Source organism: Microvirga puerhi (assembly GCF_020089865.1).
Lineage (GTDB): Bacteria > Pseudomonadota > Alphaproteobacteria > Rhizobiales > Beijerinckiaceae > Microvirga > Microvirga puerhi.
This window is the reverse complement of record NZ_JAIRBM010000001.1, coordinates 117,024-126,507: the sequence shown is the minus strand read 5'-3', so window position 1 is coordinate 126,507 and position 9,484 is coordinate 117,024. Positions and strand designations below refer to the sequence as shown.

Below are 9,484 nucleotides of genomic sequence, written 5' to 3'. Positions count from 1 at the left end.
GCGAATAATAAGTGTATTCGTTACAGAGTAAAGATTTCACTTTACTGAACCGGTCAGTATACTTTTGTCGACGGCACCATTGTAATATTGGATCATCGATCCGCCTGCTCATGAGGAATGCGGGTCAAATCAGCGGCAGGATACGAAGTTTTGGCAGGAGATCTGAACTTTCGTCGTCATTCACCGGAATGCGAACCTTGAGCCGCCCCCTCGTCCTGCATCTGCGTGCGGCGGCCGTCCTGGTCGGGCTCTGTCTCCTCGGGTCCTGGAGCACTCTCCCCCTGCTGATCACTGCACGGGAACACGCGGGCCAGTCCTATACGGTCGGAACTCCAGCACTCATGGCAATTGCGGCGCTTCAGACGATCCTTCTGTTCGGAGTCACTGCCTTTCTCGGGCTGCGCGCGGCCGGTGCCATCCGTCTTCCGGGAGCCCCTCTCGTCTTGCAGGCTGTCGGCGGCGCCAAGGCGTCACCTCTCGGTCGGCCGCTGGCGGTTGCCGCAGGTCTCGGCGTTGCGGCGGGGGTCATCGTCGTGCTCGCCGATCTCCTGATATTTCAGGGCAAACCGATCTCATTTGCCGCCCCGCGGATCGACACGGCGTTGGGCCTCAGGCTCCTGACGGGCTTTCTCTATGGCGGGATCAACGAGGAGGTTCTAATGCGCCTCTTTCTCGTATCCGGTCTTGCCTACCTGCTCGTCCGCCTGTTCACGAAGGATCGTACGCCTTCGCCCTGGATGACCTGGGGTGCAATCGTCGTTGCCGCGGTCATCTTCGGTATCGGCCACCTGCCGTTCACCAGCCTTCTGACGGCCATCACGCCGATGATCGTGCTACGCGCGATCCTGCTCAACGGCATCGTCGGCATTCTCTGCGGAAGGCTCTACGTTCTCTTCGGGATCGAAGCCGCCATGGCGGCCCATGCAGCCGCCCATCTCCCGCTGCAACTTGCGGCCAGTGCCTTCCAGCCCTGACCGAAACCATATCCTCTGCATTGCAATGAGTCAGCGCGGCTCGTATCGGTCGAGCATCTCTTTCCGCAACGCCGCCTCATCGATGAGGCGACTGCCGCCGATCCAGACTTCGCGCACCTTTCCCGCCTCGTCCCGAACGCGTCGCAGAGGCTCGTGAATGCTGTTGAATCCTGAGCCTTGCACCAAGACACCATTGTCGCGGTCGGTCATCTCCGCTTCGCTCACTTCTCCGAAGGGCCAGAACGTATAAGGAGAAGCTGCCAGAACGCGCTCTCCGAGGGCCACCAGATCGGTGGCGCCCCAGATGCTCCACCAGCGCCCGGTCCAGTCGGCGATCTCCGGTCCAGGCGCTCCCTTCTGCGCGAAGGTCTTTAGGATATGCGCGATCCCGTCGACCCAGAGCGATGCCGGCGCGTCTATGGCGTTGGCCAGAACGGTAATCGCCACGCCATGCGGCACATAGACGGCGGTTCTGGACAGAAAGCCTTGGAGAGATCCGGAATGGCCGAAGGATGCCCATTCCCCAGGCGGTCCCGATATGGTGCCCAGTCCGTAATGACGCTCCTGAGCACTCCCCTCATCACGCCATCGTCGCCGAACCATTTCGCGGCGGCTCGCTACGGACAGGATGCTGGTCTCGGCCGTCGGCGAGAGTTGAGCGAAGAACCGGACCAGGTCGCCGGCCGTTGCAACGAAGCCGCCGGCTGGCGCGATCGCATTGGCAGGCCCGTTTCCGGGAATGACGACACGGCGGCCGAGAGGCAGTCTCGTGCTGTGCCCGCGCGCCAGAGGCGCTTCTTCCACATAAGGGACATCCGGCGCGATCCCAGGTACGCCCGCAGCCTCGAGGATCTCGCGCTTCATCCATGCAGCGTAAGGCTCGCCCGTCACGGCCTCGATCACGAGACCGAGCAGGCCGTAGCCGTGATTGGAATACTTGAAGCTCTCTCCAGGTTCGAGAGGTTGTGGCATTGCGAGATCGGCGCGCAGCTCATCGACCGACAGATAGGCGCGGCGGTCCGTGAACTGACCACTGTCCTGGCCATCGCGGGTAAGGCCTGCGCTATGGGTGAGGAGCTGTTCGAGAGTTGCCGCTGCCGCCTGCGGGTGAAGACCCGTTACGAACTGCCCGACCGTGTCATCGAGCCGAAGCTGCTCCCGTTCGCGCAGCTTGAGAAGCGCGGCCGCCGTGAAGGTCTTGGAATGAGAGGCAATGCGAAAGGCGTGCCGGGGCGTTAGATCTTCTTCCGTCGAGAGATCGGCACGGCCGAAGGCCTCATTGAATACGACCTGCCCCTTGTACGAGATGGCGATCGCACAGCCCGGCTGGTCGAGATAACGAAGCTGGAACGGAATCCAGGATGAGACGTAAGACATCGCCGCGCCGAGCCAGTCTTCCATCGCGCCTTCTCCTCCGGCTCAAATGCTGAGCGCTCGCTTCCTCGACAAAGGCCCGACGTCGCGGCGATAACAAAGAGCGCGCAATCCGCTCTCGTTTACTTTATGATCCGTCGAACGAACGCCAGGGGTGCCAATGCATTCAAGCCTTCTTGTTGCCGCTGCGGCAAGCCTGATTTCCATCCTGGGGACAGGTGCGGCTCTCGCCTGCCCGCCTGGGTTCTCGACGCTTCAGGGCTCGGACACCTGCGTTCGCGTGAGCGGGCGCGTCCGGGCTGAAACCGTGATCGGATCCCCCAAGACACGTTCGTCCGATGGGGTTCGGACAGGCGCCAGCGGACGCGTCCAGCTCGATGTGCGAAAGCAGACGGAGTACGGCCCCTTGCGGGCTGTCATCCGCGCCGAGGGCGTGCGCTAGATGGCATTGCCGACGCGCCTGAAGGATCTCACTCTATGACGAGAAAACGATGCGCAACGTCTTCCAGAATGGATATTGCGGAGCGAAAACGGCAGGGATCTTGAATGGCGTACAGCGGCGCAGGGCTCTGAGAGCAGCTTGCGTGACTGGCGAATTTGGATTGCCATCAAGGGCGACCGGTCCCTGTGCCAAACTCCCATCGGGCTTGAGGCGGACCTCGATCGTTGCTGATGGCGCACCCCTGCTCGCTATCGGCACCACATAACAGCGCTGAACCTGACCATGCAGTAGCATGGTGAGCTCGGCCCGTTCGCTGCGAAGGTTTGTACTGTCAGGGACCGTATTACAGGCAACCAACGCCGGAATGAGGGGAACCACGGCAAGGGCCATTAAAGGGCATTTCATGAAAGCTACCGTCTGTTCCCTAACACGTCAGCAATGGCCAGGAACGGCACCCAATCATCGTGCGTAACAAAGTTCAACGCGATACATTCCATGTACAGCGTTTACTCACAACAAAGCCCCACCCGGAGACCGGATGGAGCTGTAAAAGACGAGACGATAAAGCGGCTTAACGCGGAAGCGTGTCGCCGTAGGTCATCGGATTCGTGACCTGCGATCCGCTGGCGTTGGGGACCGGCACCGACTCGTATATCGGCGCAGTCTCATACATCGGCGCGGGCTGCACGATGATCGAACCCGTCGCGAGAGGCTCATTCCCCGGCGTCGTACCGGCATTGTTGTAACCGCAAGGGTTTGTCGTCAGCGAACCGCTGGCATTCGGCGATGGCACGCAGGTGCCGACGGACAGGCCCTCAACTGGAGCGGGCACGAAGCCTGGCCGCGCCGTATCGCCATAGGTCAGCGGATCGGTCGTCTGGGAGCCGCTGGCATTCGGCACCGGGGCAGGATAGGGCTGCGCCATCGCTCCAGCAGCACTTATCAGAAGCGCGCCAAGAGCAGCCGTCAAGGTTATGCGTCGCATCATAAACTCCTTTGGTGGCAAAAATATCCCATCGGCCAACGCCACCGCGGCGCTAAAGTTTCGATCCAACGTCATGGAGATTGCAGCACCGGTTCGTCCGCCTCGGTTCAAACCGGCGCCAGCGACGCGTTTCGAGCTCTCCACATCGGCAGACTTGCCGCACCAGGAACGAAAGCCGAACCGCAGCATTCTCTCAAGGAAGGCCTCGGACGGAGGATTTCATGGCTCGTTATCATCGGCATGGCGTCGAGAGCACGGCCGCTATCGCCGGACACCCGATCCATCACATGCTCGTTGTCTTTCCGATCGCGTTTCTCATCGGCGCCTTCGCGACCGACATCGCATTTCGCAGCACGGCGGATACGTTTTGGGCGCGAGGGTCCTACTGGCTCCTAAGCGCCGGTATCGTCATGGCTCTTTTGGCCGCTATTCCCGGCTTCATTGACTTTCTGACCATCGACCGGGTGCGCAACGTATGGGTTTCGTGGGCGCACATGATCGGGAATCTGGCGGTCGTTGTGCTGGCCGCGATCAATTTGTGGCTGCGATGGGCTGATCCCGTAGCCGGAGCGCAGGGCTGGGGCTTCTGGCTCTCGCTCGTCACGACCGCGCTGCTGATCTTCAACGGCTGGCTTGGCGGCGAACTCGCCTATCGCTACCAAGTCGGAGCGATCCCGGACGAAAGCCCCGACGTGGAACAGTTCCACGTCGAGGTCGAACGGACCGCGACGGCCGGGGCACGACGCGTAAGCTAGGCAGTCCGAAGGTGCACCCGACTATTCGGGCAGGACCCGCACAGCGCCCTTCGCGGCGCTCGTCGCCATCGCGGCATAGGCCTTGAGGGCCGTCGAGACCTTGCGGGTCCGTCCTTGCGGCTTCCAGGCCTTTGAGCCTTTTGCCTCCTCGGCGGCCCGACGCCGGGCAAGCACTTCGTCCGACACGGCGAGACGGATCGAGCGGTTCGGGATATCGATCTCGATGCGATCCCCCTCTTCCACGAGGCCGATCAGTCCTCCCTCGGCGGCTTCCGGGGAAGCGTGACCGATGGAAAGGCCGGACGTGCCGCCCGAGAAGCGCCCATCGGTGATCAGCGCGCAGGCTTTCCCAAGTCCCTTCGACTTCAAATAACTGGTGGGGTAAAGCATCTCCTGCATGCCGGGACCACCACGTGGACCTTCATAGCGGATGACGACCACATCGCCGGCTTTCACAACTCCGCCCAGAATGCCTTTCACGGCATCGTCCTGGCTCTCGAAAACCTTGGCAGGCCCGCTGAACACGAGAATGCTCTCGTCGACGCCGGCCGTCTTCACGATGCAGCCGTCTACGGCAAGGTTGCCGGAGAGCACTGCCAAGCCGCCATCCTGGGAGAAGGCGGCGGACTTCTCGCGGATCACGCCCTTTTGCCGGTCGAGGTCGAGTTCCTCCCAGCGCCGCTCCTGGCTGAACGCAACCTGGGTCGGAACGCCGCCCGGCGCCGCCTGGAAGAAGGTGCGAACAGCCTCGCTGTTGGTGCGCTTCACGTCCCAGCGGTCGAGAGCATGGCCCATGCTCTCGCTGTGTACGGTCGTCACGTCGCGGTGGATGAGACCCGCGCGGTCGAGCTCGCCGAGAATGCCCATGATGCCGCCAGCGCGATGGACGTCTTCGACATGCACGTCCGCTACGGCCGGTGCGACCTTGCATAGGACCGGCACATGGCGGGACAGCCTGTCGATGTCCTTCATGGTGAAGTCGACCTCGCCCTCATAGGCCGCTGCCAGAAGATGAAGAACCGTGTTGGTGGAACCGCCCATGGCGATGTCGAGCGTCATGGCGTTCTCGAAGGCCTGGAAGCTCGCGACGGAGCGCGGCAGCACTGAGGCATCGTCCTGCTCGTAATAGCGCCGTGCCAGATCGACGATCAGATGACCGGCTTCGACGAACAGCCGCTTGCGGTCGGCATGGGTAGCGAGCACCGTGCCGTTGCCCGGCAGCGCGAGACCGAGCGCCTCCGTGAGGCAGTTCATGGAATTTGCGGTGAACATGCCGGAGCAGGACCCGCAGGTCGGGCAGGCGGACCGCTCGACGGCCTTCACTTCCTCGTCGGTATAGCTGTCGTCGGCCGCCACCACCATGGCATCGATGAGGTCCATGGACTTGAGCTTGCCGCGCAGGTTCACCTTGCCGGCCTCCATCGGCCCGCCGGACACGAACACCGCAGGAATGTTGAGGCGCAGAGCCGCCATCAGCATGCCGGGCGTGATCTTGTCGCAGTTCGAGATGCAGACCATCGCGTCCGCGCAATGGGCATTCACCATGTACTCGACGGAATCCGCGATGATCTCGCGGGACGGCAGGCTGTAGAGCATGCCGTCATGGCCCATGGCGATGCCGTCGTCGACGGCGATGGTGTTGAATTCCTTGGCGACGCCGCCGGCCTTCTCGATCTCACGGGCCACCATCTGCCCGAGATCCTTCAAATGCACGTGGCCTGGCACGAACTGGGTGAAGGAATTGACGACCGCGATAATCGGCTTGCCGAAATCCTCGTCCTTCATGCCCGTGGCGCGCCAGAGCCCGCGAGCGCCGGCCATATTGCGGCCATGGGTGGTAGTGCGAGAACGATACTGCGGCATAGCAAGACCTAAAATTACGAAAGAAGCCGTGAGGGTGGAGGTTTATTACACAGGCCCGGCGGCCAGTCCAACCCTAAGGATGGTCGCAGTACGATGCGACGGGTTCGAAGCTGGCATGTGAGCGATTCATGCCTTGTGTGCCCAAGCACAGTAAACGGGCTGCCACTCGGTTAACCACTTGTTACACACTTTGGGAAGCACGCTTAAGAGGTGCCACCATGACGTCTCATGCCGCATTCTCTCAGGTCCTGACTTCCGGGTTCGACCATCGCGCGCTTCGGGAAATCCGGCTGGCCATTCGCATCGTTCAAATGAGCCATCCCACCAGCCACCTTGTGCGCCTGGCCCTAGTCAAGCTTTCGGCGATGGAAGCCGGGCCGCAGTGAAAGCCTCAAATGAGGCATCTCAGTCGCAATCGGGAACTGGCTCTTTTGCCTTTGCATCGCGCTTCAAGTGCGAGAGCGGCAGCGGGGCATCCGACTTGGCACGGGTCAGCACGAAATTCGACCTGATATCGCCGATCATCGGAAGCGTCAGGAGCTTCTCCGTCAACAGGCGTTCATAGGCCTTGAGGTGTGGAACGACGATCTCAGCGATAAAGTCGGCCGTGCCGGAAACCATGTGGCAGGACACAACTTCGGGCATCGCCGCCAGAGTGTCCTGTAGCGCCTTGGCATTGTCGCGAGAGTGCCTCTCGACCTTGATCTCGACGAAGATCGTCAGGCCGAGCCCGACGGATTCCCTTTGGAGCACGGCCCTATAGGCCTGGATGAAACCGTCCCGCTCCAGACGGCGGACCCGTCGGAGGCACGGAGATGGCGACAGCCCGACCTTGTCCGCGAGCTCGTTGTTGGTCAGCCGCCCGTCATCCTGCAGCGCGGCCAGAATCTTAAGATCGATGGCGTCCAGATTGATGTAGGGCATTTTAGCTCTCTTGCGCGATCTTGCGCAATTTTCTGCCAAGAGAACAGCATGGAATGGCCGAACTTCGCAAGGACATGCTCTGGCTGTCTGAGGCATGCTGATGCTCTCGATCAAGGAGCCTTTCATGACCGACGCGTTGCACGGAAACGCCCTCTCCTCCCGGCCCTCGGTCGATCGAAGGGCCCTGTTGGGCTGGAGTGCCGGTCTTGTGACCGTCATTATCTGGGCTTTCTGGATGGTCGGCACACGCCACGCCGTGACCCATCAGCTGCCGCCGGCCGCCGTCGGCATCGTGCGTTTTGCCGTCCCGGCCGTCGTCCTCGCGCCGTTCGTCTGGCGCGTCGGCCTGTGGCCGAAAGGACTGCCCGTGAAGGTGGGTCTGGGCCTTCTGTGCTCCGGCGCACCCTTCTTCCTCATCGCCGCGACGGGGATGCAATATGCTCCCGCTGCGGATATCGGCCCCTTGCTGCCCGGTACGATGCCCCTGTTCGTCGCTCTGATCGGCTGGCTGGTCTTCGGGGAAAAGCTCGGCGGCCTGCGCCTTCTCGGCTTCGCGCTGATCCTCGCAGCCGATCTCTGCGTGGCTGGGCAGAGCCTGTTCCAGACGGGAACCGGCGCCTGGCGCGGTCACCTGCTCCTGCTCTCGGGCGCATGCCTCTGGGGGATCTACACCCACGCCTATCGGCGCAGCGGCCTGACGGCCCTCCAAGCCGCAGGACTGATCGGCCTGTGGTCCGTCCTTCTCCTCCTACCGTTCGGAGCGGCTCCCCTCATTCAAGCGGCGTCCAATGGGCTATTGGGAAGCATTCTCATTCAGGCCCTGCTGCAGGGCTTCCTCTCCGGTGTCGTCGCAATCGTTCTCTACGGCTATGCCATCGACCGTCTGGGCCCATCCCGGGCAGCGGCACTCTCGCCGCTTGGACCGGTTCTTGCGGCGCTTCTCGCCATTCCGATGCTGAACGAGATTCCGAGCCTGGCTGCCACGGTCGGAATCGCCTTCGCGGCCTTGGGCGTCGTGCTTGCAAGCGGCATTCTGGCTCCAAAAGTGAGGGCAGCCCGGCCCTGATCGTGAGGAACCATTGCGGCCTCCCGGCTTTGCCCAACAGGCTGGGCGTTCCTCAATCCTCAGGAGACTCGCAATGCACGCACAGGAGATGATCCGCTCACACCCTGAGATGCGCGGACAGACGAACGATGTGCTGATCCGCTGCATCGAAGAATGCTACGATTGTGCGCAGATCTGCACCTCGTGCGCAGATGCCTGCCTGGCCGAGGACATGGTGCAGCAGCTCAGGCAATGCATCCGGCTCGATCTCGACTGTGCCGATATCTGCATGACCACCGGGACCTTGGCGACTCGTCGGACAGGCACGAATGAGCAGCTCTTGAATCGGATGCTCGACACCTGCGCCATGGCATGCCGCCTCTGCGCGGAGGAATGCGAGCGTCACGCGCGGCAACACGAGCATTGTCGGGTCTGTGCCGAGGCCTGCCGCCGTTGCGAGGCTGCGTGCCGGGATGCCATGGGCAGCATGGGTGCGCGTCACTGAACATGCCGCTCAAGAACATACGGGCCGCCCTTCCGGCCCGTATGCGCGACGTCCAGTTCCGCCGTTGTCACGCGGCGCGCAAGTGCGCAGGCTCACGCTTCTCGCTCATCCACAACAGCACGAAGCCGAAGAGCGGCAGCAGAATGTCGGTGTAGAAGATCACGCCAGCATTGCCGGGCGAATAATTGTGCGCCTCGACCATCTGAATCGCGTGACCGACGGCTGCACCCCAGAGAAAGCACGCCGGACCGAGAATGGCCGCCAGTCGAAGTCCAGCGCTTCCCTTGAAGGCGAGGAATCCGACCATCGAGAACCCGAGGCTCGCAAATCCCACCTCTTTCTGGAACGGGCTGGTCTGCCAGCCGATGAAGGATGCCGCGACTTCGGAAAAGAAGACGTGCATGACGAAGTTATAGAAGAAGCTGACTCCGAACGAGAAAAACAGAAACCAGGATAGGAACGCCTCAACCACGACCGCCCTGCTCCAGGGTTTGGGTTGCCGCGAAAGGGCAATCAACGATGCGATCAGCCCGACGACAAAGAGCGTCAGCGTAAAGTTGCTCAACAAAAAGACGATGATTTGCTGCATGTTGCCCCCCGGCAGGTTCTCAATCTGG

Annotated in this window: 12 protein-coding genes; 6 read left to right on the top strand and 6 right to left on the bottom strand. The window is 61.9% G+C overall.

The genetic code is table 11. The features are described from left to right. Nucleotides 1–197 precede the first annotated feature (197 nt). Nucleotides 198–974 carry a CPBP family glutamic-type intramembrane protease gene (locus K9B37_RS00655; protein ID WP_224310869.1) on the top strand — a complete coding sequence of 259 codons (777 nt, stop codon included), beginning with the start codon at nt 198–200 and terminating at the stop codon, nt 972–974. Between the two features lie 30 nt (nt 975–1,004). Here the strand turns inward: K9B37_RS00655 and K9B37_RS00650 are convergent, their stop codons facing one another. Next, nucleotides 1,005–2,375 carry a serine hydrolase domain-containing protein gene (locus K9B37_RS00650; RefSeq protein ID WP_224310868.1) on the bottom strand — a complete coding sequence of 457 codons (1,371 nt, stop codon included), beginning with the start codon at nt 2,373–2,375 and terminating at the stop codon, nt 1,005–1,007. A gap of 133 nt (nt 2,376–2,508) precedes the next feature. On the opposite strand from K9B37_RS00650, the gene K9B37_RS00645 reads away from it, so the two are divergent. Beyond that, on the top strand, nt 2,509–2,790 hold the full coding sequence (locus K9B37_RS00645; protein ID WP_224310867.1) for a porin: 282 nt from the start codon (nt 2,509–2,511) through the stop codon (nt 2,788–2,790). Nucleotides 2,791–2,823: 33 nt separating this feature from the next. Here the strand turns inward: K9B37_RS00645 and tolA are convergent, their stop codons facing one another. Continuing rightward, nucleotides 2,824–3,180 carry a cell envelope integrity protein TolA gene (gene tolA / locus K9B37_RS25095; RefSeq protein ID WP_500796455.1) on the bottom strand — a complete coding sequence of 119 codons (357 nt, stop codon included), beginning with the start codon at nt 3,178–3,180 and terminating at the stop codon, nt 2,824–2,826. A 181-nt stretch (nt 3,181–3,361) separates the two neighbouring features. Further along, a complete protein-coding gene (locus K9B37_RS00640; RefSeq protein WP_224310866.1) occupies nt 3,362–3,778 on the bottom strand; it encodes a hypothetical protein in 417 nt (138 codons plus the stop codon). A gap of 218 nt (nt 3,779–3,996) precedes the next feature. Here K9B37_RS00640 and K9B37_RS00635 point away from each other — a divergent pair, with 218 nt between their 5' ends. Beyond that, nucleotides 3,997–4,530, top strand: a complete 534-nt coding sequence (locus tag K9B37_RS00635; RefSeq protein ID WP_224310865.1) for a DUF2231 domain-containing protein — start codon at nt 3,997–3,999, stop codon at nt 4,528–4,530. Between the two features lie 21 nt (nt 4,531–4,551). Here K9B37_RS00635 and ilvD read toward each other — a convergent pair whose 3' ends face one another. Further along, complete coding sequence (gene ilvD / locus K9B37_RS00630) at nt 4,552–6,393, bottom strand: dihydroxy-acid dehydratase (RefSeq protein ID WP_224310864.1); 1,842 nt, start codon at nt 6,391–6,393, stop codon at nt 4,552–4,554. A 218-nt stretch (nt 6,394–6,611) separates the two neighbouring features. On the opposite strand from ilvD, the gene K9B37_RS00625 reads away from it, so the two are divergent. Then, nucleotides 6,612–6,779, top strand: coding sequence for a hypothetical protein (locus tag K9B37_RS00625; protein WP_224310863.1), 168 nt, complete (start codon nt 6,612–6,614; stop codon nt 6,777–6,779). A 19-nt stretch (nt 6,780–6,798) separates the two neighbouring features. On the opposite strand, the gene K9B37_RS00620 is transcribed toward K9B37_RS00625, so the two are convergent. Continuing rightward, nucleotides 6,799–7,317, bottom strand: a complete 519-nt coding sequence (locus tag K9B37_RS00620; protein ID WP_224310862.1) for an Lrp/AsnC family transcriptional regulator — start codon at nt 7,315–7,317, stop codon at nt 6,799–6,801. A 124-nt stretch (nt 7,318–7,441) separates the two neighbouring features. Between K9B37_RS00620 and K9B37_RS00615 the strand changes: the two genes are divergently transcribed. Together K9B37_RS00615 and K9B37_RS00610 are read left to right on the top strand one after the other, a co-directional pair. Then, a complete protein-coding gene (locus K9B37_RS00615; RefSeq protein WP_224310861.1) occupies nt 7,442–8,383 on the top strand; it encodes a DMT family transporter in 942 nt (313 codons plus the stop codon). Between the two features lie 73 nt (nt 8,384–8,456). Continuing rightward, on the top strand, nt 8,457–8,867 hold the full coding sequence (locus K9B37_RS00610; protein ID WP_224310860.1) for a four-helix bundle copper-binding protein: 411 nt from the start codon (nt 8,457–8,459) through the stop codon (nt 8,865–8,867). Between the two features lie 67 nt (nt 8,868–8,934). On the opposite strand, the gene K9B37_RS00605 is transcribed toward K9B37_RS00610, so the two are convergent. Beyond that, entirely contained in the window at nt 8,935–9,456 is a 522-nt protein-coding gene (locus K9B37_RS00605; RefSeq protein WP_224310859.1) for a DUF6790 family protein, read from the bottom strand. Nucleotides 9,457–9,484 lie beyond the last annotated feature (28 nt).

Excerpts from the sequence above, each read along its gene's own strand:
- K9B37_RS00610 (WP_224310860.1), top strand. The coding sequence starts at position 8,457 with ATGCACGCACAGGAGATGATCCGCTCACACCCTGAGATGCGCGGACAG.
- tolA (WP_500796455.1), bottom strand. The coding sequence starts at position 3,180 with ATGGCCCTTGCCGTGGTTCCCCTCATTCCGGCGTTGGTTGCCTGTAAT.
- K9B37_RS00605 (WP_224310859.1), bottom strand. The coding sequence starts at position 9,456 with ATGCAGCAAATCATCGTCTTTTTGTTGAGCAACTTTACGCTGACGCTC.
- K9B37_RS00615 (WP_224310861.1), top strand. The coding sequence starts at position 7,442 with ATGACCGACGCGTTGCACGGAAACGCCCTCTCCTCCCGGCCCTCGGTC.
- K9B37_RS00645 (WP_224310867.1), top strand. The coding sequence starts at position 2,509 with ATGCATTCAAGCCTTCTTGTTGCCGCTGCGGCAAGCCTGATTTCCATC.
- ilvD (WP_224310864.1), bottom strand. The coding sequence starts at position 6,393 with ATGCCGCAGTATCGTTCTCGCACTACCACCCATGGCCGCAATATGGCC.
- K9B37_RS00650 (WP_224310868.1), bottom strand. The coding sequence starts at position 2,375 with ATGGAAGACTGGCTCGGCGCGGCGATGTCTTACGTCTCATCCTGGATT.
- K9B37_RS00635 (WP_224310865.1), top strand. The coding sequence starts at position 3,997 with ATGGCTCGTTATCATCGGCATGGCGTCGAGAGCACGGCCGCTATCGCC.
- K9B37_RS00640 (WP_224310866.1), bottom strand. The coding sequence starts at position 3,778 with ATGATGCGACGCATAACCTTGACGGCTGCTCTTGGCGCGCTTCTGATA.
- K9B37_RS00625 (WP_224310863.1), top strand. The coding sequence starts at position 6,612 with ATGACGTCTCATGCCGCATTCTCTCAGGTCCTGACTTCCGGGTTCGAC.
- K9B37_RS00620 (WP_224310862.1), bottom strand. The coding sequence starts at position 7,317 with ATGCCCTACATCAATCTGGACGCCATCGATCTTAAGATTCTGGCCGCG.